Source organism: Halalkalibaculum sp. DA3122 (genome assembly GCF_043951865.1).
Classification (GTDB): Bacteria; Bacteroidota; Rhodothermia; order Balneolales; family Balneolaceae; genus JAMQKA01.
This window is the reverse complement of record NZ_JBINJF010000002.1, coordinates 149,562-173,228: the sequence shown is the minus strand read 5'-3', so window position 1 is coordinate 173,228 and position 23,667 is coordinate 149,562. Positions and strand designations below refer to the sequence as shown.

At 50.8% G+C, this 23,667-nt stretch carries 14 protein-coding genes; 10 read left to right on the top strand and 4 right to left on the bottom strand.

The features are described from left to right. The 3 genes from ACG2F4_RS02490 to ACG2F4_RS02480 are packed head-to-tail and all read left to right on the top strand — an operon-like array spanning position 1 to position 3,420. Positions 1-1,476 carry a monovalent cation/H+ antiporter subunit D family protein gene (locus tag ACG2F4_RS02490; RefSeq protein WP_395257976.1) on the top strand — a complete coding sequence of 492 codons (1,476 nt, stop codon included), beginning with the start codon at positions 1-3 and terminating at the stop codon, positions 1,474-1,476. An 11-nt stretch (positions 1,477-1,487) separates the two neighbouring features. Further along, positions 1,488-1,703, top strand: coding sequence for a hypothetical protein (locus ACG2F4_RS02485; RefSeq protein ID WP_395257973.1), 216 nt, complete (start codon positions 1,488-1,490; stop codon positions 1,701-1,703). Continuing rightward, positions 1,693-3,420, top strand: a complete 1,728-nt coding sequence (locus ACG2F4_RS02480) for a Na(+)/H(+) antiporter subunit D (protein ID WP_395257971.1) — start codon at positions 1,693-1,695, stop codon at positions 3,418-3,420. The genes ACG2F4_RS02485 and ACG2F4_RS02480 overlap by 11 nt, the downstream gene beginning before the upstream one ends. Before the next feature lie 437 nt (positions 3,421-3,857). Here ACG2F4_RS02480 and ACG2F4_RS02475 read toward each other — a convergent pair whose 3' ends face one another. Together ACG2F4_RS02475 and ACG2F4_RS02470 are read right to left on the bottom strand one after the other, a co-directional pair. Then, positions 3,858-5,996: an amino acid permease gene (locus tag ACG2F4_RS02475; protein ID WP_395257968.1), complete on the bottom strand. Its 2,139-nt coding sequence runs from the start codon at positions 5,994-5,996 to the stop codon at positions 3,858-3,860. Between the two features lie 68 nt (positions 5,997-6,064). Further along, the gene (locus ACG2F4_RS02470; RefSeq protein ID WP_395257965.1) at positions 6,065-8,182 is read right to left on the bottom strand and encodes an amino acid permease; all 2,118 of its coding nucleotides are present in this window, start codon (positions 8,180-8,182) and stop codon (positions 6,065-6,067) included. Positions 8,183-9,104: 922 nt separating this feature from the next. Here ACG2F4_RS02470 and ACG2F4_RS02465 point away from each other — a divergent pair. The 6 genes from ACG2F4_RS02465 to ACG2F4_RS02440 all read left to right on the top strand — a co-directional run bounded on the left by ACG2F4_RS02465 (position 9,105) and on the right by ACG2F4_RS02440 (position 21,007). After that, on the top strand, positions 9,105-11,606 hold the full coding sequence (locus ACG2F4_RS02465; protein ID WP_395257962.1) for a cation:proton antiporter: 2,502 nt from the start codon (positions 9,105-9,107) through the stop codon (positions 11,604-11,606). 17 nt (positions 11,607-11,623) lie between these two features. Further along, complete coding sequence (locus ACG2F4_RS02460; RefSeq protein WP_395257960.1) at positions 11,624-15,436, top strand: hydantoinase B/oxoprolinase family protein; 3,813 nt, start codon at positions 11,624-11,626, stop codon at positions 15,434-15,436. Positions 15,437-15,618: 182 nt separating this feature from the next. Then, entirely contained in the window at positions 15,619-16,671 is a 1,053-nt protein-coding gene (locus tag ACG2F4_RS02455) for a serine protease (protein ID WP_395257958.1), read from the top strand. Between the two features lie 174 nt (positions 16,672-16,845). After that, entirely contained in the window at positions 16,846-18,231 is a 1,386-nt protein-coding gene (locus tag ACG2F4_RS02450) for an aspartate kinase (protein WP_395257956.1), read from the top strand. A gap of 1 nt (position 18,232) precedes the next feature. After that, positions 18,233-20,218, top strand: a complete 1,986-nt coding sequence (locus tag ACG2F4_RS02445; protein ID WP_395257954.1) for an ATP-binding cassette domain-containing protein — start codon at positions 18,233-18,235, stop codon at positions 20,216-20,218. A 21-nt stretch (positions 20,219-20,239) separates the two neighbouring features. Next, positions 20,240-21,007 carry an SDR family NAD(P)-dependent oxidoreductase gene (locus tag ACG2F4_RS02440; protein ID WP_395257952.1) on the top strand — a complete coding sequence of 256 codons (768 nt, stop codon included), beginning with the start codon at positions 20,240-20,242 and terminating at the stop codon, positions 21,005-21,007. An 84-nt stretch (positions 21,008-21,091) separates the two neighbouring features. Here ACG2F4_RS02440 and ACG2F4_RS02435 read toward each other — a convergent pair whose 3' ends face one another. After that, positions 21,092-22,165, bottom strand: coding sequence for a CNNM domain-containing protein (locus ACG2F4_RS02435; RefSeq protein ID WP_395257950.1), 1,074 nt, complete (start codon positions 22,163-22,165; stop codon positions 21,092-21,094). Between the two features lie 66 nt (positions 22,166-22,231). Beyond that, positions 22,232-22,660, bottom strand: a complete 429-nt coding sequence (locus tag ACG2F4_RS02430) for a VOC family protein (RefSeq protein WP_395257948.1) — start codon at positions 22,658-22,660, stop codon at positions 22,232-22,234. Between the two features lie 315 nt (positions 22,661-22,975). On the opposite strand from ACG2F4_RS02430, the gene ACG2F4_RS02425 reads away from it, so the two are divergent. Next, a complete protein-coding gene (locus tag ACG2F4_RS02425) occupies positions 22,976-23,557 on the top strand; it encodes a superoxide dismutase family protein (protein ID WP_395257946.1) in 582 nt (193 codons plus the stop codon). Positions 23,558-23,667 lie beyond the last annotated feature (110 nt).

Genomic DNA, 23,667 nt, shown 5'->3' with positions numbered 1-23,667 from the left:
ATGGAGCTTACGTATATCCCCTTATTGGCAGTCCTGGTATCGCTGGCAGCGGTACCGTTTATATTACTGAGTTCTGGCAAGCCGAACATACGCGAATTCTGGACCATCCTGGCCGGAGTCGTCAAGTTTTTGCTTGTTCTTACACTCCTCCCCTCGGCCCTGGATGGCGAAACCGTTTCCATCACCCTCTTGGAAATTGCTCCTGGCCTACCGCTGGTTCTTGAGGCGGATATCTTTGGCGTCTTTTTTGCCATTATTGCCTCAGGCTTATGGATTTTCACCTCATTCTATTCGATCGGCTACATGCGCGGTCATCACGAGAAAAAGCAGACCCGCTATTTTGCCAGCTTTGCCGTCTGCCTGTCTTCCACCATCGGCATCGCGTTTTCCGGCAACCTGCTGACGTTTATTATCTTTTACGAGATGCTCACGCTGGCCACCTACCCGCTGGTCGTTCACAGTGAGAATAAAAAAGCTGTTGCAGCTGGCCGCAAATACCTGACCTACACGTTAACGGCGGGCCTCCTGTTAATCGCCGCAGCCGGAATTACCTATTCCATTACCGGTACGCTCGATTTTCAGGCTGGCGGAATCTTTGGAGACTCTGAGCTTTCCCCCGCCATGGCCGTTACCATCTTCCTGCTTTTTTTAGGCGGAGTTGGAGTTAAAGCGGGTATTATGCCCCTGCACAGCTGGTTACCCTCGGCGATGGCGGCGCCCACTCCCGTCAGTGCTCTATTACACGCGGTAGCAGTGGTTAAATCGGGGGTATTCGGGGTCATCCGTGTAGTTGGATTTATCTTTGGTCCCGATGTGATGGCGGCCTTCGGTCTAAACGAAATTTTGTTGGTGCTGGCCGGCTTTACCGTTATTGTGGCATCACTGCTGGCATTTGCCCAGGACAATCTCAAGCGGCGGCTGGCATACTCTACCGTGGGACATTTATCATATATCGTACTCGGTGCTGCCCTGCTCACCGAAACGGGACTCATCGGCAGCATCATGCATATTTCCACCCACGCGACCATGAAAATTACCCTCTTTTTCTGCGCCGGGGCTATCATGGTGAATCTCCATAAAAAAAATATCAGCAACATGAACGGCATCGCAAAAGTTATGCCGTGGACGATGGGAGCATTCACTGTTGGATCGATGGGGCTGGCCGGCATACCGCCTGTCAACGGGTTTGTAAGCAAATGGTATCTCGCTTCCGGCGTACTGGAGGGAGATATGATAATCCCCCTCATAATTCTGGTCATCAGCGGATTGCTGAACGTGGGATATTTCTTTCCCATCATCCACCGGGCCTATTTTAAAAAGGGCGGACCGGAACTCGAGGGCCATACCGAGGCTTCCCCGTTTATGGTTGTTCCGCTGACCGGCACCGCCATACTTTCGGTTTTATTTGGCATATATCCCGACCTGTTTTTCAGCTTTTTTGATCTGGCAACATCAATAGCTTCAACTATTTTCTAACACCTGTATCTATGAAGAAGTGGCATTGGATAGCACTCGGCATTATTTTCGTCATCAGCTTGATCCTGGAGTTCACCTTCCTGGCAGGCTATGACTCCCACTGGTGGAACCACATTCCCGCATTTTATGCCATCTGGGGATTTGTGGGATGCGTTGCTGTCATCTACATCTCAAGGTGGTTAGGCAAACTTTTCATTTTAAGCGACGAAGACTACTATGATCGTTGAGCTCCTTACCGTCCCTGCAATTATATTAATTCTGGGAGCCTTCCTGCTCCCGCTGATACCGAAACGTCTTCGGAGTAGCAGTTTTATCCTGTTTCCCCTGATAGCTTTAGGAGTACTGTGGACCCTACCTGAAGGCAGTTTGCTGCAACTGCCATTTGCCAGTTACGAGCTACACCTGCTCACGGTTGACCCGCTAAGCCGCATATTCGGTACCATCTTTGCGATGATTACGATCATCGGCGGGGTGTATGCCTTCCATCTTAAAGACCTGGGGCAACAGACCTCGGCCCTGGCCTATGCCGGCGGTGCACTCGGCGTTACTTTTGCAGGTGATTTCTTTACCCTGTTTATCTTCTGGGAAATTATGGCTGCGGCTTCAACATGGCTCATCTGGGCTCGCAAGACCGAAGCATCCGACAAAGCCGGCATGCGTTACGTGCTGGTTCATATTTTTGGAGGCGGACTTCTGTTTTCCGGAATTTTACTGCACCTGAATAGCGGCGGATCTTTTTTAATCGAAAACCTGGAACAAACCTACACCCTTGCCAATGTATTGATACTTTTAGGAGTGGGACTTAACTCTGCGATCCCTCCCCTGCACGCCTGGGTGGCCGATGCTTATCCAAAAGCGACCATTACCGGTGCCGTTTTTATGTGCGCCCTGACTACCAAATCCGCCGTATATGTTTTAATTCGGATGTTCCCGGGCTGGGAAATCCTTATTTGGGTAGGCGTTGTGATGGCTATTTACGGTACCATTTATGCCCTGCTTGCAAACGATATCCGCGAGATCCTGGCTTACAGTATTATCAGCCAGATCGGGTATATGGTCACCGCTATCGGTATTGGTACTGAACTTGCCCTAAATGGGGCCACCGCTCACGCTTTTAACCACATTATTTATAAATCCCTCTTATTTATGGCAGCAGGAGCTGTCATCCACGCCACCGGGAAAAGCAAACTGAGCGAGCTGGGAATAGGCGCAAAAAAAATGCCGCTGATTATCGGTTTATACATGGTGGGTGCCCTCTCTATTTCGGGAATGCCCCTGCTAAATGGGTTCATCAGTAAAACCATGATCTCAACAGCCCTTGGAAATGCTCACCTGGAATGGCCAATTTTACTGTTGCTTTTGGCCACCATCGGTACCTTTATACACACCGGGCTCAAACTCCCCTATTTCACATGGTTTGGGAAAAATAAAAATGAACTCAGCCTCTCCAATATTCCATTCAACATGAAAATTGCGATGGGAATCGGCGCCTTTTTCTGTCTGCTTTTCGGCCTGTATCCTGCACTTCTCTACAACTATTTGCCTTATGCGGCTGATTACGAACCCTACACCATCTATAACCTTGTAGAGATGACTCAGATCCTCGTATTCGCTTTCATCGGTTTTTGGCTGCTGCGTAAAAAGCTGGAAGGAACGCCCCAGATTGCCCTCGATACCGACTGGTTTTACCGGCGTCCGGCGGATAGTGTAGAACGCCTGTTTGTAACGATGCCCAATACATTGTTTGGGAAGGCGGAGAAAATCGCACTGAATATTGCAAATTCCCTGTCCGGAACGTCCAGGAATCCTCTCAAACTACTGTTACCAGCCTTTATAACAGAAGGCCGGAAAGTGACCTCCGATGACTTTAGCAGTCCAATTGGCACGGCCCTGGCGTTTATCCTCTTCGGCTTTATTTTCGCCAGCCTGGTCGTCCTTCTCTGAATCTATTAAGGGCACCATCCGTTCTGCTGCTTATCCAACCAGGGCTTTTCTCAAAAGTCACGGTAGGCTTTCCCCTTCTGGGGCTTTCTAATCACTTTTCCATGTTCGTTTTTTAGTCATTTAAAAAATAAACAACCCATTTCGTTGGTTATGAGTGGTTATGTTTTGTCAGGGCCCGGGGTGGGTGCCACACCCGTAACAAATTCAATGAAATTTGAAAAAATCCGTAAAACCCGGCATTCAAAAAAGCCTGTTTTTCCATAGCTATTGATAAAATAAGTTCCATTACAAAATGGGAACCTACGAGCCACGACAAAAAATACGCAATCTACAGACTTTGACGGCTTTCAAAACCATCACATATCCTGGAGTCTACCAGCACCTGATCTACAATACCATAAAATAACAAAGAAGCAGAGAGCTCCCCTGAACAAGCCTTAATTACCGCCCCTCTTTAACCTCCTCACTTCGTCGATATCTTCACTATCACCTATGATGGAAAGTTCATCATTTTCATGGATTTCAGTATTGCCGTGGGGTATGATAATATCATTGTCACGTTTCAGGATAGCGACAAGACTTTTACCCGGCAGCTCAATATCTTTTATTTTTTTCCCAATCATCTTGGCGGTCATGTCGTCGGTGGTGACCTTAAGGTTGATAAAGCGTTCGTCGCGCAGCATAATTTCACGCAGCGCCCCTTCATCCTCGGCAGCCAGCCAGCGATCCATGAAATGCTTGTTGTCAATCATTTCCGCAAGATGGGCCAGAATACGCAGATGCGAGCTCGAATGCTTTTCCGAACTTATCAGGAAGATAAAGGCCCGTACTTTCTGGGATGGATCTTCCGCACTTTGGCTCAGCTGTTCAAAATGATCAGTATCCATCGTGATTCCCTCCTTCATCCGCACCAGCACCATCTCGGAACTGATATCCTTCTCAACCCGCAGGTGGTTGAGCGCCACCCCGCGCCCCATCGGTATCAAACCCGACTGATTGATATTACAGAACGAATCGAACATCTCGCTCTGGTCAAGGTTCACCCGAACAGCCAGCCGGGAAGAGGCCATGCGTATGATCTCCCGGTAGGTGGTATTCGGTTCAAGATCGTCAATAACCATGGAGCGGGCCACCACCTCTTCGTAGGGGTCCTCCTCCCGCAGTCCCTTTTCACGGAGTATGCCCCTCATTTCGTGCTCAAGTCCGCTGTCCTGCTTTTCGCCGAGACGAGCATGGATGTGAAATATCGCTCCCTGGCGATCAATTTCGCTGTGGGCGTAGTAATAATACCAACCCACGGAAAATGCCGACACAGCTACCGTAAACAGTATTGACAGGATGCCCATCTCAAAAATAAGAACAAACGACAGTACCATGCCGGCAATTTGTAGCCAGGGATACCAGGGTGCATTGAAGCCGGGATCGTACTCCTCAATCTTGCTCTCCCGCATCACAATAACCCCGAGGTTCAACAAGGCAAAAAGCAAAAGTTGAAAGGCGCTTGCCAGCTTGGCGACAGATGCAACATTAAACGCAAGCAGGAAAAAGATCATCAGGCCCACCGTGGCCAGGATAGAATTTTGGGGCGTATTGAAACGTCCGAGTTTTGCAAAACGCGGTTCAAACAGGGAATCCCGCGCCATCGCCATCGGGTAGCGGGAAGCGGACATAATCCCGGCATTTCCCGTTGAGGCGAAGGCAGCTATGGCGGCAATCACAATCAAGATCAGCCCGACATCTCCCGGCAGCCAGTCCATAAACACCTCTCCGGCCGTGGCCACAGGGGTCAAATCCTGGCGAAACGCCTCCGGCTCCAACACGGCAACCATTAAATAGACCCCCAGCACATATACCGTAATCGCCGACAAGACCGACAAAAACATGCCCAGCGGAATATTGCGATCCGGGTCTTTTACCTCTTCGGCAATGCTGGCAACTTTGGTAAGTCCGGCGTAGGAAACAAACACCATTCCTACTGTTGCAAAAAAACCGCTGGCACCCTTTGTGAAAAACGGTGTGAACTGCTCCTCGGTTATCCCGAGAATATCCATTGAGAGCAGATAGCCGATACCCTCAACAAGATAGCCAAACATAATGGTGATCAGGGCAGCCACAAGCACTTTCTGCAGGGTTGTTGTCTCTTTGGCCCCCACAATATTCAGCATGCCAAAAGCGATGGTGAGACCTATGGCCACAACCGTAATGTTAATATCATAAAACAGGGCGATATAGGCTCCCATCCCGATCAGGGCAAATGCACTTTTAAGCACCAGTGCCAGCCAGGATCCAAATCCCCCGATACTGCCCATCAAAGGTCCAAGGCTGCGGTCAATAATATAGTATGTCCCCCCGGCCCGGGGTAGCGCAGTAGAGAGCTCAGCCACGCTGAACATCGTGGGGAGAATGAGCAACCCGGAAACCAGGTATGCCAGGAAAACAGAAGGACCCGTTTCTGCAGCGGCGATACCGGGAAGCAGGAAAAACCCTGAGCTGAACATAGCCCCTGTTGCTATGGCGTATACGTCAAATAAGTTGAGCTCTTTTTTTAGCTTGTCGGACTTCTTCAGTTTTGGCAAAATGCTGTGATGCTTTAAATATTTGTTTTAAAAAATAAAAAGGAATAAATCTTATCCTTCAATTCCAATTAACTTATCATCTCTTTGATCGCTTCTATATCCTGTTTCTCTCCAATGATCGACAACTGGTCCCCCTCCTTAATAATAGTGTCTCCGTGAGGGATCGTGATTTTGCCGTCTCTTTTAATGATCGCCACCAGACTTTCACCCGGCAGATCGACCTCCTTGATTTTCTGCCCGGTCAGCGTTCTGGTTTTATTTTCCATACTGATCGTAATATTGATAAAACGTTCGTCGCGCAGCAACACCTCCCGGAGTTCGCCTTCATGCCGCGCATTGTTCCAGCGATCAATAAATGATGGATTATCAACCATCTCAGCCAAATGCGCCAGCGTTCGCAGGTGCTGGCCGGAATTGTTTTCTGAACTTACGATAAACAAAATTGCGCAAATTTTTTCTGCCTCGGCCTGCCCGTTTTTATTAAGCGGATGGTATCCCTCGGTCTTCAATTTAATACTTTCGGGAATTCGAACCAGTGCCATTTCCGTGGGACGGTCGCGGTCGATCCTGAGATGATTGATGACCACACCACGCCCCAGTGGCACCGTACCGGTATCCTGGGCTTTGATAAAAAGCTCACTCAGTGCGTCAGCTTCAATATGGAAACGGGGGGCAAGCTGCTGTGATACCTGCTTGATGATCGTGTGATAACTGAGATCGCCCCGTTTTTCATCGATAACCACCGATCGTGCCACAATTTTTTCATACGGATCCTCCTCGCGCAGTCCCTTTTCCCGGAGAATATCACGCATCTCGGTCTCCAGCCCGTGGTATCGGCGCTCACCCAGTCGTGCGTGCACGTGGTAAATAGCCCCCTGCCGCTGCACCTTTGCATATGCATAGTAAAAATACCACCCGATGCAGGCTACCGTCATAAGACCGGTAAAAGCGATGGGCAATATCCCCATCTCGATAATCAAAAATGTGGAGACCAACATCCCGGCCAGCTGCAGCCACGGATACAATGGGGAATTGAATCCGGGATCATACTCCTCAATTTTACTTTCCCTCATCACAATTACAGCCAGGTTCAGCAACCCAAAAATCATAAGCATGAACGCGCTGGCGAGCTTGGCGATATCCTCCACATTCATAACCAGGATAAAAAACACCATCAGCAGGGAGGTAATTATGATGGAGATGGTCGGTGTTTTAAATTTGCCAACCTGAGACATCTTCTTCCAGATCAGGTTATCACGAGCCATTGCCAACGGGTAACGCGCCGCCGACATAATTCCCGCATTCCCCGTAGAAGCAAAAGCCGCAATGGCGGCAATAACTATCAAAATTAATCCCGTTGGCTCAGGGAAAAGATCGAAAAACTCAACAGCAGCGGTAGCTACCGGGGTCAGGTCTTCGCGAAGCATATCGGGATCAAGTACGCCCACCATTACAAATACGCCCAGCACATAAATAACGGTAGCCGTGAGAAGCGACAGAATCATTCCCAGCGGGATGTTGCGGTCCGGGTTTTTCACCTCCTCGGCCACGCTGGCTATCTGGGTCAACCCGGCATATGATACGAACACCAGTCCGATTGTTGCCAGCAATCCCTCGTATCCAAACGGCAGGAACGGTGTCAATTGCGTTGAGGCAACTTGTTGCATTCCTATTCCAAACAGCTCAAATAACCCTTCTACCACGAAGAGCAGCAGTATCCCGACAAGGATGATCACAAATGAGTTTTGCAGGCGTGTCGTCTTTTTGACCCCGATGATATTCATAATCATAAAAAGGAAGGTCAGCGTAACGGCAACAGGCTTAATTTGAACATCAAAAAACAGTCCCAGGTAAGCGCCCATTCCTACCAGGGCAAATGCACTTTTGAAGATAAGGGCCATCCATGTTCCCAGTCCCCCAACGGTACCTACCATGGGACCTAAACTTCGGTCCAGGAAGTAATACGGTCCGCCGGCACGGGGTAACGCTGTTGACAGCTCGGCTACACTCAACATTGCCGGCAGCACCAGTATACCACCGATTAAATATGCAATAATTACAGAGGGACCGCTGTATGCACTGGCAATACCGGGAAGCAGGAAAAATCCAGAGCTGAACATAGCGCCGGTGCTAATGGCATACACATCAAATAATCCAAGTTGCTTTTCTAGTTTTTCGTGCTTCATGCATTTACAAATTTGGTATATCTAATGTTATTCTGATGGTTACTGTTTGGAACTAAAGAGAGTGGCAGGCAGGCAGTTCCCGGCAATATGATTGATAAGTACACTACTTATTGGATGTCATAGTGTCAACCTCGTTGCAATGGGTCCATAATCTAATAAATATATCCCGATTCAGGTAATCGCAGATAGTTTACAGATGGTCTTTTCATAGTGTCGTACTGCTTTTATAATCAATAAACAGGTGATTTAAGTATGCACTAAACTGACAATTAAATATAAAGCGTTTCGAGTTTCTACAAAGTTTTTCTTTTAGGGATTGTATTCACCCGGGAAGATAAAAAATAGATACCATCCTTACCTATCCTTTACGTTTTTTAACCCTGCTCTTGAAAACATGGCACCGATCAGGACTTACTACTTCAAGCAGGTAACCCTGTATTTCGAACTGTGGAACATCCCATTTATCAAATCCGGGAAATACGGTAGTAAGTACTGATGGAACCCGACATAAGTCCAGCTAAATTTTCCCTCACTAATGAGGACTGTCCGACTTGTTATGTTCTGGCTGTCGAGGATAATGTCGATATCTACAAAAAATGTAAGAACACCGTTATGGGATGCTGCAACAAAGTCCAACCCGGTTTACATGTCTCTGGTTTAACAGGGAGCGTTAAAAAACCCTCAATTTCTCGTTCTGAGGAAGTTGTCCTCCCGTTTAAAAGGACCAATGGTCGATGGTAAAACCACCTCCCAACAAAAGAGTAGGCTTTCAACGCCCTTTAACAACAGTAAAGATATCAAATAACACTGTTGAGTATAAATTTTTTGTACAAATTCAGAGTGCTTTGTTAAATAATTACTTTTAACTTGGCCCCCTTTGGGTCTCCACACCAATCAGCGGTTCATTTCACTGATAGATTTTATGAATTTCCCCGATTTATCTCTCCCTTTTCAAGATCCCGTGCTGGTATTCGCCATGGTAATGCTCATTGTGTTTCTGGCGCCCATGCTCTTTCGGCTCATCAAAGTGCCGGGGCTGGTCGGACATATTGTTGCCGGTATTATTATTGGTCCTTATGCCCTTGGCGTGCTACAGCGCGGAAGCACGATGGAGCTGTTAGGAACGGTGGGACTACTCTTTCTGATGTTCATTGCCGGGCTGGAGATTGACCTCAATAAGTTTGAAAAATTAAAGGGACGCAGTATTGTCTTTGGATTAGTTTCATTTTTTATCCCCCAAATTGGCGCCCTGATCGCAGGCATATACCTGCTCGATTTTTCGCTCTACCAAGCCCTTCTACTGGGCTCTATCGTAGGTTCTCATACCCTGCTGGCCTATCCGGTGGCCGAGCGAATCGGTATCACCAAAAACACGGCTATTACCATGACGATGGGGGGTACCATTGTCACCGATACCCTGTCGCTGCTTATTCTGGCGATTGTCTCGGGTGCGGTAACGGGAGATATCGGTCCCGCTTTTTGGATTACATTCATTACGCTGGTTGCTGTTTACACTTTCGTAATGATTTACGCCCTTCCCCGTTTGGGACGCTGGTTTTTCAAAGACACCCGCAACGATACCAATACCGAGTTCGTATTTATGGTCACCGTGCTGTTCCTGGCCTCATTTATTGCTGACTTTGTCGGCCTGGCCGCTATCATCGGTGCGTTTCTGGCCGGATTATCGCTGAACCGTCTCGTTCCCGGATCAAGTCCGCTGATGAGCCGGATCCAGTTTGTAGGTAATACGCTTTTCATTCCCTTCTTTCTTATTTCAACCGGCATGCTGGTGGATGTATCCGTCCTCCTGGAAGGCACCGAAATCTGGATCATGGCCGGAGCTTTTACCGGCCTTGTGCTCGTCGGCAAATTTTTAGCGGCCACCATAATCCAAAAAATTTACGGATACACTCCCACTGAACGGACTTCGATATTTGGTTTGTCGGTCGCACAGGCAGCTGCTACCCTGGCCGTTACGCTGGTGGGATATGACATTGGACTTTTCAGCGGTGAAGTCGTCAATGCCGTCGTAATTATGATTCTGTTAACCTGCCTGATCGGTCCCTGGCTCACAGAAAAATATGGACGCAAACTGGCACTCGAAGAGCAAAAAAAGCCCTACGAACCCTCCGAAGCTCCACAACGTATCCTGGTTCCGTTGGCTAATCCCGTGACCTCCCAGGCCATGATCGACCTGGCGATGATCATTCGTGACGAAGATTCCCCGGAGCCGATTTTTCCCTTGACCGTGGCTCCTGAGAAAGGCGATATTGAGGCCGAAGTAGCCGCAACCGAAAACATGCTGGGACACGCCGTTGTGCATGCTGCGGCTGCCGACGTTCCTGTAACGCCCATCACCCGGGTAGACATGAATATTGCCAACGGCATCATGCGAGCGGCCAAAGAACTGCGTATCTCCGATATCATTATAGGCTGGAACGGCGAACCATCGGCCAAACAGCGAATTTTCGGAAGCATCCTGGATCGGGTGCTCGAAGAGAGCAAACAACTTGTTATCGTCTCCCGAATCGTGCATCCCGTCAATACTTCCGAAAGAATTATCCTTGCCATCCCTGAAAATGCCGACCGGGAACCTGGATTTCCAAGTGCCATTCGTGATATTAAAAATATCATCAATGAGCTGGGAACCCAGCTTATCGTTTTTTCTCCGGCAACCATGCACCGCTCCCTCCGCACTGTTATCGAAAGTACCGAGCCGGAACTGGAGGCCACCTTCCTGGATATTAAACATTGGCGGAATCTTCTTTCCGATAAACTGACGATCGATGAAGACGACCTGTTTATACTGCTGAGCTCGCGGGAAGGATCCATCTCGTGGGATAAAGATCTCGAACGCCTGCCCGGCCTTATTGCCGAACGCTACCCCGGCAACAACTTTCTGACCGTTTATCCCAATGAGCAGGCAGCAGGCAACAATACCGGACTCAAACTCAGGATCGAGCGCAAAGCCCAGCTGCCTGATATCGAATCCCGGCACATCGCTTTCGACCTGAATACCCCAGATGCCGCTGACGCTCTTACTCAAATGCTCAATCCCCATTTCGGAGACAAACCTGACATCCTCGAAAGCCTGGTTAAAAATATTCTGAATGTGAATCCCGACAACCTCCCGGGAGATATTCCGGGTGTTGCCATTACGAAACTCCGGTCTTCGTTTGTAAATGATCCCACCTTGTTCCTGGGGATCAGCCCGGACGGGGTAAATTATCCTGGGCTAGACCAAAAAGTACACGTAATTTTTCTGCTGATCTCTCCCCGCACCGTACCCTACGAAAAAAGCTTGAAAATGCTCGGGAAACTGGCCTCCCACCTGAGCCAGGCCGAGGCCATAGATCACATAAAAAACGCCAAAACCATAAAGGAAATCAGTACCTTCTTTAAAGAAGGTGAGCTAAAGACCTAATCCGGATTATTCACAAAATGAATCAACAATCCTGGGATATTTGGATCGACACGGGCGGGACTTTTACCGATTGCATTGCCCGCGATCCCCACGGTACATTCCATAAAACCAAAGTGTTGAGCAGCAGTGCTCTCCGTGGTACCATTACCGAATGGATTGATTCCCGAACTCTCCGGGTTGAAGAGAGCTGGAATGCACCAGACGATTTTATCAGGGGATTCCATTTTCAATTACTTGATTCGAGCCATCCGCCTGTCGAAATTCATGCATTCGATGCCGAGACCTCCGTCATCGTACTCAAGCATGCCATGGACGTACGGGAGCTATCCGCTTTCGAGTTGACGAGCAATTTTGAGGCCCCGATTCTTGCCGCGCGGCTCATCACCCAAACCCCGGCCGGTGAACCCCTTCCCCCCGCCGACCTGCGACTGGCCACCACCAAGGGCACGAATGCCCTGCTGGAGCACAAAGGCGCCCACACCCTGCTGCTGGTCACCGAAGGCTTCCGCGATCTCCTGAAGATTGGAAATCAAAAACGACCCGAACTTTTTTCGCTGCAAATCAATAAGCCGCAACCACTGTATGAGCAGGTTATTGAAGTACCCGAACGAATTGATGCCGATGGTAAAATTATCCGGCCGCTGAATCTGAACCTGCTCAGCAAACATCTGCACTCCGTAGAAAAACCCGCTGAGATATCTGTAGCGCTCTGCCTGATAAACAGCTACAAAAATGATGAACATGAGCAGCAAATTGCCGGTTTGCTGGATGAGCTCGGCTTTAATCATGTCTCGGTTTCTTCGGAATTAAGTCCATTCATCAAGATTTTGCCGCGGGCGCAAACGGCGGTAGTCAATGCATACCTTGCTCCTATTCTGCACGAATATGTCTACAATGTACGGGAACAGCTCTCGGCAGGCTCGTTCCGGTTGATGACCAGTGCGGGCGGCCTGGTACAGTCTGAAAAGTTCAATCCCAAAGACAGTCTTCTCAGCGGTCCCGCAGGGGGCGTGGTCGGGGCCTCCACCGCGGGGCGGCAAGCTGGATTCAACCACATCATCTCGTTCGACATGGGAGGAACCAGCACCGATGTTGCCCGCTATGACAATGAATACGACTATCTTTTTCAACACCAGGTCGGGGATGCACAGGTCGCCGCCCCGGCTCTCTCTATTGAAACGGTCGCCGCGGGGGGAGGATCCATATGCTCCTTTGATGGGTTTAAACTGTCAGTCGGGCCGGAAAGTGCGGGGGCCGACCCCGGACCGGCCTGTTATGATGCTGGCGGTCCTCTCACAGTAACGGACGTCAACCTGCTGCTTGGACGACTGGAACCTGAGAACTTTGGTATCCCCATAAACAAAGAGGCGTCACAGAGGCGGCTGGAGGAAATCCTTGCCGAAGTCCGGAATCTCAACAACCGGGACGTTACACCAAAACAGATCCTGGAAGGGTTTCTGCAGATTGCCAATGAACGCATGAGCGATGCGATCCGGAAAATATCGCTGCGAAAGGGATACGATCCCGCAGAATACGCTCTCGTTTCATTTGGCGGAGCGGGTGCCCAGCACGCCTGTGCCATCGCCGGGCAGCTCAATATCAGCAATATTGTGATCCCGGCCGATGCCGGTTTGCTGAGCGCTTATGGACTGGGAAATGCCGTCATAGAGCAATTTGAGGAACAGCAGGTGCTGGAACCGCTGCGCGAGCTGGGAGACAGGCTGGAAGTGATGTTCAGTGAATTGGGGAATAAAGCGGTTCGTACCCTGTCAGAGCATATCCCGAAATCGAAAATAGAGCTGCGCCGGCATTCAGTCTTTATGCGACTTGCGGGCCAGGAGTCGACTCTTGAAATCGCTTTTGAAGAAAACAAAAATCTTGCGGACGCATTCCGGCATGCCTATCAAACCCGCTATGGGCACTGGGTCAGTGACCGTGAAATTGAGGTGGAATCGATCCGGGTGGTGGCCTCCAGCCGCAAACCTGAACTCAACCGCAGTATAGAGGCAGCCTCCCCCCGTTCCGATAAGCCGGCTAAAGTCCGGCCGGTGGTATTTTCCGGAAATAAGATCGATACCCCGGTCTACAATCGCGGGCAGCTCGCCCCGGGGGAGAAACTTGACGGCCCCGCCCTGATCCTGGACCCGTACAGCACTATCGTTGTTGAGCCGGGGTGGACGCTTGCCGTTGAGGGAAACGGTTCCCTGATCCTCTCACAGTTGAAGAACAGGAACCACCAGAATTCTTCAGATCACGATTCCCGATCCGAGGCGGTAGCGCTGGAACTCTTCACCAACCGGTTTACCTCAATAGCCGAGGAGATGGGAGAGATGCTCCGGCGGACGGCGCTCTCGGTCAACGTCAAAGAACGAATGGACTACTCCTGTGCCCTGCTCAACGCCGAAGGGGAGCTCATCGTCAATGCACCCCATATCCCGGTTCACCTGGGAGCGCTCGGTATCTGCGTTCGACGCCTCAAAAAAACTATCGAAATGCGGCCGGGAGATGTGGTAGTTACCAACCATCCCGCCTTTGGTGGGTCGCACCTTCCGGATGTTACTGTAGTCACGCCCATTTTTACCGGCAAGGATGAACCGGAACTGATCGGTTTTGCTGCCAGCCGGGCCCACCATGCAGAGATCGGCGGAACGCGACCCGGCTCCATGCCGCCCGGAGCAACGACCCTGGCAGAGGAGGGCGTTGTTCTGCCCCCGACGCACTTGATCCGGCTGGGGAAGGAACGGTGGGACGACCTCCGCAACCTGCTCAATTCTGCAGAGCATCCCACGCGAAGCATTGAAGAAAATATGGCCGACCTGCAGGCAGCTGTTGCAGCAAACCAGCGCGGCAGCCGATCACTGCAGGCGCTGGTGACCGCCCACGGGAGAAAACAGGTACTGCACTACATGCACGCCCTAAAGAGTTATGCAGCCCAAAAAATGAGGACGACGCTCCGCCGGCTGCCGGATGGCACGTTTGAGACCACTGAAAAAATGGATGACGGCACCCGCCTGCACGCCGCTATCACTATTGCTGAAGAGACGATCACATTTAATTTCGAGGGAACCGCCCCGGTACACCCCGGCAACCTGAATGCGACTCCGGCCATCGTGAGCAGTGTGATTATCTACATCCTGAGGCTCCTGGTCGATGAACCGCTTCCCCTGAATGAAGGATTGCTCGAGCCCGTCACCATACAGCTGCCGAAGGGATCTATCCTGAACCCGGACTTTGCGAGTGATCCCCGCAAGTCGCCCGCGGTTGTGGGAGGCAACGTGGAAACAAGCCAGCGGCTGGTGGATCTGTTGCTAAAACCCTTCGGAAAAATGGCCTGCAGCCAGGGAACCATGAACAACGTGCTGTTCGGCAGCGACACGTTCGGCTACTACGAAACCATTGGGGGAGGAACCGGCGCCGGACCTACTTTTGACGGCGCAGATGCTGTTCACCATCATATGACCAATACCGCAGGTACTGACCCGGAAATTCTGGAACAGCGCTACCCGGTGCGGCTTGACCGTTACAGCATTCGTCCCGGCTCGGGTGGCGAGGGCGCTCACTGCGGTGGAAATGGAATCCGGCGTGAAATGACCTTCCTGAAACCCGTACGCCTGTCGCTGCTCACCCAGCACCGGGTGGAGGGACCCTACGGCCTGGAAGGAGGGAAAGCGGGCGCCAACGGACAGCAGTGGATTGTTCGAAAAAACGGGGAGCGGGAACCGCTCGCCTCTATCGACGGGGCGGACCTGGAGCCGGGCGACCGTTTTATAATCCTGACGCCGGGCGGCGGTGGTTATGGAGTCGACCACTCTTCAAGGAAAAAATCATGACTCCGATACCGGAATATACGCAATAGTCTGCCCGGAACGTTGTAATAAACAGTCAGGAATTCAACGCAAAAGAATAATGGCCCAATGCCGGGAAGAGACGCCAAATTCCTGCAGACCTGTTCCATTATTTTTTAGCTAAAACAGCGGTTTTGCAAAAACCTCACAAATCAAACCGTAGGTGAATGATTTTCTTTAGACAGATCGGCCTCTGTATAGCAGCATTCATGTTCATATCGGGATGTGTCTCTACGGAACTAGGAGTACAATCGTCCTCCGCGGGAAGTGATAACAGGCGCAACCTGCAGGAGGAGTATACATCCGCTTTTCCCACGAAAGATATATCTGCAAACATCAGTAACGTTTTTCGGTCCGTAAGGCGAATCACGATATCGGGAATTTACCGTATCTTTTATTTTGAAGAGGAACCGGTAACGCTCCCTCAAATCCGTGGCGCCGACTTGATGCAACTCTCCTCCCGCTCAACAACCAAAGAGGAGAGCGTTGCCGGAACAGCCATCTCCATTGCCCAGGATAGCCGGTTCATATCGCTGCTCACATGCGCGCATATAGTTCAGTTCCCGGATACACTGATCGAATATGTTGAAACAGGCGATCTTCCTGAAAATGAATATATCCGGTCTGTAGCCGTAAAATTCACCCAACACAACCTGGTTTATGGAGAAAGGCACCTCGCTCCTTTTGAAGTAAAATCAGTTGACCCCGTCAAGGACCTGGCACTTATTCAAGTTCAGAGGCAACAAGAGCCCAACCTGCAAATACCACCGCTTTCGATTCAGCTGGGAAATTCAAAGGATCTGAAATGGGGATCATTTCTCTATATTGCCGGCTATCCAAGAGGGAGAGCTGTAGTAACCCGCGCCATCGTCAGCGATCCAAATCGTACCAGTCGAGGAGACTTCCTGACCGACGGACTTTTTAACCAGGGTATGAGCGGTGGTATCATATTGGCCAGCAGAGATCATTATTCCAGCTTTGAATGGGTTGGAATGACCAATACCGCATCAGCCGAAGAAGAACACATTTTGGTTCCCGCCCCGAATCGATCCACCAGCGACAAACTAACAGAGCCGTATGACGGTCCCGTCTACCAGGAAAAAAAAGTTCGTATTGCATATGGCGTTACCCAATCAATTCCCACCGGAGATATCGCTGATTTTTTAGATGAAAACCGGCAGCTCCTCCAAGCTTCAGCGGTTAGTTTTCCCAGCTTTTAGCTGGCGCAAACCATGCAACTACCGTTTTCATCATTCTTCTCAACCTGCAAGATATCATTCCGATTTTATCGATACTTGGGTTCAGGTAATATTTGAAACGAGCATTTCTATTTAAATCTGTAGCCTCAGTTTGGTATCTTTGGCACTGTTTGTTTCAGCTTATAAAATGGTATCATGAAGACAACACGCGTACTCAAATTCGGCGGCACTTCCATGGGCGACGAGCACACATGGCGCATGGTGCTGGAGATCGTCAAACAATATGAACAGCCCGTGGTTGTGGTCTCTGCCACCTCCCGAACTACGCGACAGCTGCTGGCCGCCGTCGAGGCGGCACCGGACCGCTATGAGCGCTCGCTCGAAATAAGCAGTGAAATACGTTCACGTCACGAAACCCTGATCCGCCGATTTCTGCAGGAGTTCGACCATCATGATGCGGCCGATGCCCTTGAGCAGTGCCTGGCATGGATTGAAAAGAAGATCCGTGATCTGAACCGGCATCTCAGGGAGATCAACAAAAGCAAAAAAACAGATGCTGCCCGCAAAGATGCCGTGGCAAGTATCGGGGAACAGCTCTCCTCCGGGCTTTTTGCGACATGTGGAAAAGTGTTTGGCCTGAATACCACGTTTATGGATGCGCGCGATATTATCAAGACGAACTCCGATTTCGGTCACGCCACTCCCGACCTCCGCAGGATTAACCAACAAGCCCGGAAAATACGCCAGAACATTGAGCAGTCGATAATCCCGGTCATCGGCGGGTATTACGGCGAAAACGATCAGGGAGAACTAACCACCCTCGGATTCGAGGGATCCGACTACACCGCCAGCCTGATCGGGGCCGCCCTCAACTGCGAGGCGATTGAAATATGGACCGATGTCAGCGGTATTTTTACCTGCGACCCACGGGTGGTGGAGGAGGCCCGGCCTATCCCGGAAATCAGCTTTCGGGAAGCCACCGAGATGGCCTATTTCGGGGCACGGGTGCTGCATCCTTCCACACTGAAACCGGCGGCACAAAAAGAGATCCCGGTATATGTCCGCAACATTTTTGATCCCGGTCATCCGGGAACCAAGATCTACTCCAATGCCGAATCCGGGCGGCCGGTACGCGCACTTGCATTCCTGGAAGACGTTGTTATCATAACGGTCAACGCCCCCAGCACGTTGATGGGATTTCGTTTCCTGTCGAACGTGTTCCAGATCCTGGAGCATCATCATATTACGGTAGATGTGGTAACCACCACTGAGGCTTCCGTTTCGATCGCCCTGGAACGGCCGGAGAAGCTCGATCTGGTTATAAACGAGCTGCAAGGAATTGGGGAAGTCACAATAACGGAGCAGCAGGGCCTGGTCAGCCTGATCGGCTTCGGGCTTTCGAATGTGGAGTCGATCACAAGCCGCGTCTTTTCCTCGGTCAGGGGCGGTCCCCTTTCGCTGATCTCCTTCAGCCGGGATAAACGGAACCTGAACCTGGTGCTCCCGGAACAACAGCTGATCGCCACCGTTCGCTCGCTTCACCGCTCACTCTTCAGAACCGAACTTTCTTCAACATCCTGACATGCTGGCACTTGAAAATATATCACTTACGCTGGGAGATCAGCCCCTCTTTAATTCGATCGATGCGCTGATCAATCCCGGGGAACGGATCGGGCTTGTGGGACCCAATGGAGCGGGAAAATCGACCCTCCTCAAAATTATTGCCGGGCAGATCGAGCCAGACGAGGGCCAACTGAAGCTGTCCAAATCGGCCACGGTCGGATACCTCCCGCAGGACGGGGTGGATCCGGACCCGTCACTGACCGTGCTGGAAGAGGTGAAAAGCGCCTTCTCCGACCTGCAGGAACTGCGAGAAAAAACCCGGAAAGAACAGCAAAAATTGAGCCACCTGGAGTCCGACAGTGATCAATACAAGCAGACCCTGGAGCGCATGGGGCGGTTGCAGGATCGCCTGGAGCAGTCGGGGGCCTACTCACTGGATTCTGACATCGAAAAAGTGCTGATGGGTCTGGGCTTTACGAAAAAGGATTTTAACCGGTCGACCACTGAATTCAGCGGGGGCTGGCTAATGCGAATTGCCCTGGCCAAGCTGCTGCTTCAGCAGCCGACCTATCTCATGCTTGACGAGCCGACCAATCACCTGGATATCGAATCCCTGCAGTGGATCGAGAATTTTCTCCTTAGCTACAAGGGGGCGGTCATCGTCGTCTCCCACGACAAGGCATTCCTTGACAAAATCACCGGGCGAACGCTTGCGCTGGACCGTGGAAATCTTTACGACTATGCGGGCAACTATTCATACTACGTGGAAAAGCATGAGGAGCGGATGGACCATCTCCGCAAGGCCTACAAAAACCAGCAGCGGGAGATCAAGGAACTGCAGGAGTTTATTGACAAATTCCGATACAATGCCAGCAAGGCTTCGCAGGTACAGAGCCGGATCAAGCAGCTGGAAAAGATGGACAAAATTGAGCTGGATGAACACGAGGAGGAGATCACGTTTCAGTTCCCCCCGCCCGAGCGAAGTGGTGCAGTAGTCATGAAGCTGCAGAATATCAGCAAGAGCTACGGCGAAAACCAGGTATTTGACGGCCTGGACTATTCCGTGGAGCGCGGGGATAAAATTGCCGTCGTAGGTCCGAACGGCGCGGGAAAATCCACCATGGTGCGCATTCTGGCCGGACTTGAAGATTATGACGGGGGCAGCCGCGAGCCGGGACACAATGTCACCACAAACTATTTTGCCCAGCACCAGGCCGACGAGCTCGACCTGTCGAAGACGGTGTTTGAAATTATGCGAGAAGCGGCCCCCAACGCCCGGGAAACCCGCTTGCGCACCATCCTGGGCTGCTTTTTGTTCCAGGGGGATGAGGTCTTTAAAAAAGTGTCGGTGCTGTCGGGGGGCGAAAAAAGTCGCCTTGCCCTGGCCCGTATGCTGGTGAACTCGGCCAATTTCATGATTTTTGACGAGCCGACCAACCACCTGGATATGCAGTCAAAACAGATCCTCCAGCAGGCTCTCGACCAATATGAGGGGACATTCATTATCGTTTCGCACGACCGCGATTTTCTCGATCCCATCGTCAGCAAAGTGCTGGAAGTTCAGCCGAATCGCGTGCGCACGTTTCTGGGGAATGTTTCCTACTATCTTGAAAAAAAGAGAGAAGAAGAGAATGAAACGTTAAACACGGCCTCAGCCAACAACAGAACGGGGCCGCCACACTCAGCAAACGGCTCCGGTTCCGGGTCTACCCTCTCACGTAAGGAAGAACGCCGGGTAGAAGCTCAAAAACGGCAGGAAAAGTATAACAAGCTCAAGCCGTTTAAAAAGAAGATCGATCCCCTGGAAGAAAAAATAGAAACCCTGGAAAATCGCAAGCAGGAGATTGAGCAGGAGATGGCAGAGCCCGATTTCTACGATGATGAAGTGCAGGTGAAAGAGATCTCCCTGGAGTATGAAAAGCTGAAGGCCGAGCTCGTGGAGACCTACGCGGAATGGGAGAAGCTGGCCATGAAGATCAGCGAAATTGAGGAGGAGTTTGAATAGCAAGACCCAAGAAAAAAAGATATGAAGAAACTAGACGGTAAAACAGCTATTGTTACCGGTGCCACCCGGGGGATGGGGCGCGCCGTGGCCGAACTTTTTACCGCTGAGGGGGCTCGCGTAGTCATGAATGGACGAGATACACAGCAGGGACGGGAGGTGGTGACGAAGATCACTTCCCGCGGGGGAGAAGCCATTTTTATCCCGGGCGATGTCAGCTCTCGGGATCTCAACAAGCAGCTCGTGGAACGGGCGGTCTCCGAATTCGGCGGACTTGACCTGCTCGTGCCCAACGCCGGGATGCTGGGACTGGGATCGATCACAGAGGTGACCACGGAAACCTGGGACAAAACGCTGGATACCAATCTGAATGCCGTTTTTTACCTGCTGCGTGCCGGCATCCCGAAAATGCAGCAGACAAAAGGCGGCGGAGCTGTGGTTGTGACCGGCTCCATTGCTGCACACAAAGGGTTCCCGAATCACGCCGCCTATTGTGCATCAAAAGGTGCATTGGAGGCGTTGGTACGGCAGGCGGCCGTCGATTACGCCCCGGATATTCGGATCAACCTGGTGCAGCCCGGTCCGGTAGACACCAAGCTCTATAACGACTCTGCAGAAGCATTTCCCAATCCGGATACCATCCTGGATGAAGTGCCCGGCACGCTGCCGATGAAACGGATCGGCTCCCCGGAAGAGATTGCAAGAACCGTGCTGTTCCTGGCCAGCGATGACGCAGGCTGGACGACCGGCTCCGTCGTCACGGTGGACGGGGGCGCCTCAGCGGCGGGATGATTGTTTGTTTGTAGACGTGAGACGTCAGATGTGAGATGGGAGACGAATTTGACATCTTGTTCTGTACCTCTCACGTTTGACGTCTCACATCTCACGTCTGTCCTCCTCATCCTCGTCCGAGACGATACCGAGGCGGGCCGCGCGTTCTCTCCACTTTTTACGAGCCAGTTTCTGCATATCTTCATAGGCATCCACCTCGTCAATAATCTCCATGCCCAACAGGGTTTCCACCAGGTCTTCCATTGTCACCACACCTGAAAATCCGCCATATTCATCCACTACCAGCGCAATATGATCCTGCTGCTCCAGCAGCCGTTCAAAAAGGATTTTCAGGTTGGCATTTTCCGGGACAACCAGAATCTCCCGTTTCAATTCTTTGAGCTTTTTATGCTTCTCATCGCGCGCCAGTTGTATTAACAGGTCGTTTTTAAGCACATACCCGGTGATGTTGTCTTCGTTGTCCTCATAAAGCGGGAGCCGCGAAAAACGCAGATCTTCCACCTTGTCTGGAATCTCCTCAATTGTCCGTTCCTGGTTGTAGTATTTAACGACAATCCGGGGCGTCATGATATCCTTGACGCGAAGCGAGCTGAACCGGATGAGATTCTTAAAAATCATTGACTCCTCCTCCTCAAAGATTCCCTGCTCCACCCCACGCTCGGCCAGTGCGCTGAATTCTTCCCGGCTGAAGGAGGGCGGACGGTTATCGCTTGAAAGCAGACGCGTGATGCCGTTTGACAGTGCTACAAAAGGATACATCAGGAACATAAGCACCCGCAGCGTGCGCGCAGCCAGCGGCGAAAGCGTTTTCCAATAGGTTGCTCCCAGCGTTTTGGGGATAATTTCTGAGAAGACGAGAATAAGCAGGGTAAGTACAGCCGATATTATACTGACGTATTCATTGCCGAAAACCGCCTGGGCCTGGGCTCCGACACCCGCCGCTCCCACGGTATGGGCAATGGTGTTGAGGCTGAGAATTGCCGACAGGGGACGATCGATATCCTCCTTGTACCGGGCAAGCAACTCTCCACCCTGCGTGCCCTTCCGCTTCATAACGGCAACATACGATTCGCTGACCGACAACAGCACCGCTTCCAGAATAGAACACAGAAACGATACTCCCAGAGCGAGGAACAGGTAGAATAAAAGCAGTGTCATAGGCTGGATTTGAGACTCAAAAATTTAATCGGAAAATGAACATTGTATAATCCCACTATCAATCTGTTACCCTGCAAAAATTTGATCCTCATTTTTAAATGTTTTGAACTCCATGGTGTTGCCGCTCGGGTCCCTGAAAAACATCTTGCCCTCCTCTTCCGGCAATCCTTTGTCTCTGACATAGGGCTCAAAGACAAAATCGTGTTCCGAGGCCCGAATCCGCTCGGCCAGTGCTTCCCATTCGTCCCACTCGAGGATCACCCCGAAGTGGTGCACCGGTACCGGGTTACCGTCAATTTCATTGGTGCCGTGTTTTCCCGCGAATTCCGGGATCAGGTGTCCGACAAGCTGGTGCCCCCAAAAATTGATATTAATCGTCCGTTCGGAGCTCCGTACGATGTCACATCCCAGTATTTCCCCGTAAAATTTACGAGTCTCCTCAATATCGGATATGGGAAATCCAAGATGAAAACGTTTAAAAGATTGCTCAGCCATCAGTTTCTAAAAATTGCTCTGGAGTTAATGTTTCGCTTAAAATAGGTATTTCACGTGAAGTGAAAAATTTTGACCGAAATTATATCCGTATTTTGTGGATACTGGTCGTAAAATATTATTTTTTGCAGACTACCGGCCCTCGGCTGGTACCGTACTCTTACCCACCCAACAAATATTCCACGAAAACACCCATCTCCTTTTTTAAAACGGTCAATCAAATTTGCAGATGTATCCAACATAAGATTTATTGAATGCCGAAGCCTGGCAAGTTGTTAACAACTACCCGTAATTTCTAACAAAATATTTCTCTAAACCATGAAACACATTTCAAAAATATTTTCGATCCCTCTCATAATTGTAGCATTTGTAATCGCCGGTTGTGCGCAGCCGCAACAGCAGGAGTCTGCCGAAGAGGAAACCACTACCGCTCCTTCTACCAATTTTACTAAAGCGGTTGCAGTTGTCCATCCCACGGAAGGCAATGAGGTCAGTGGTACCGTTACTTTTGAGCAGACCGCAGAAGGCGTGCAGGTGACGGCTGAATTGAGTGGACTTGAGGAAGGCCGGCACGGGTTCCACATCCACCAATATGGAGATTGCACTGCCAGCGACGGGACTTCTGCCGGCGGTCACTACAACCCGGCTGGAAATGATCACGGTGCGCCCACCCAGGATGATCGTCACATGGGGGATATGGGCAATATCGTTGCCGACAGTGAAGGAAATGCGACCATCGACTACACTGATTCCGTGATTGAGCTGAATGGTCCTGACAGCATTATCGGTCGCGGTATTGTGGTGCACGGCGGAGAAGATGACCTGGAGTCGCAACCCTCTGGTGCGGCCGGTCCCCGCATTGGCTGTGGCGTAATCGGTATTGCGAATACTTCCCAGTAATAGAGTTTCAACGACAGGCAGGGGACATATCATTTAGGATATGTCCCCTTTTCTTTTGGAATCGTTCTCTTTCTTCTTTCGACCCGATTTTTCCTGGTTTTCATGAACCC